Annotated in this window: 1 pseudogene; it reads left to right on the top strand. The window is 64.2% G+C overall.

What is annotated here, in order from left to right:
• Positions 1-258 precede the first annotated feature (258 nt).
• Positions 259-1,247: pseudogene (locus tag WS96_RS34945) on the top strand (YadA-like family protein); the annotation flags it as partial.

The following is a 1,247-nucleotide window of genomic DNA, read 5'->3' on the forward strand; positions in this document are numbered from 1 at the left end:
TCGTCGGCCAACAGCTCCATCACGTCTCTGTCGACCTCGACTTCGACCGGCATCAACTCGCTGTCCACCGGCATCAGCTCGGCTAACAGCTCGGTCACATCCCTTTCGTCGTCCACGTCGACGGGTCTGTCGTCGGCCAACAGCTCGATCACCTCGCTGTCCACCTCGACCTCGACGGGCATCAACTCGCTGTCCACCGGCATCAGCTCGGCTAACAGCTCGGTCACATCCCTTTCGTCGTCCACGTCGACGGGTCTGTCGTCGGCCAACAGCTCGATCACCTCGCTGTCCACCTCGACCTCGACCGGCATCAACTCGCTGTCCACGGGTCTCAGCTCGTCCACCAGCTCGATCACCTCGCTGTCGACGTCGACCTCGACCGCGATCGAAGCCGCCAAGACGCATTACTACAGCGTCAACGACGGTGGTACGCAAAAGGCCAACTACAACAACAACGGCGCGACCGGCGTCAACTCGCTGGCCGCCGGTGTGGCCGCCAGCGCTGCCGGTACAAGCAGCGTCGCGGTCGGCGACACCGCGAACGCGAAGGCAAACGGTGCGGTCGCAATCGGCCAGAACGCGACGGCCAACAACGCCGGCGACGTTGCACTCGGCAGCGGCTCCACGACGTCGGCGCCGAACCCGACGCCGACCGGCACCGTCGGTGGCGTGACGGCGACGTTCCAAGGCGGCAATCCGACCAGCGTGGTCAGCGTGGGTGCGCCTGGCGCCGAGCGTCAGGTGACCAATGTCGCGGCCGGTCAGATTACTGCGACCAGCACCGATGCGATCAACGGCTCGCAGCTCTTCGCAACCAATTCGGTCGTGAACTCCCTCTCGACTACGGTATCGACGTCGGGCAGCGCCATTGCGTCGCTGTCGACCGGTATCACGTCGCTGTCGACGGGCCTCAGCTCGACCAACAGCTCGGTTACCTCGTTGTCCACGTCGACCTCGACCGGTCTCTCGTCGGCGAATAGCTCGATCACCTCGCTGTCGACTTCGACTTCGACTGGCCTGTCCACGGCCAATAGCTCGATCACGTCGCTGTCCACGTCGACTTCGACGGGTCTGTCCACGGCCAACAGCTCGATCACGTCGCTCTCGACCTCCACGTCGACGGGCCTGTCGACGGCCAACAGCTCGATCACGTCGCTTTCGACTTCGACCTCGACGGGTCTGTCCACGGCCAACAGCTCGATCACGTCGTTGTCGACCTCGACTTCGACGGGTCTGTCCACCGCCAA

The organism is Burkholderia sp. MSMB1835 (assembly GCF_001526365.1).
GTDB lineage: Bacteria > Pseudomonadota > Gammaproteobacteria > Burkholderiales > Burkholderiaceae > Burkholderia.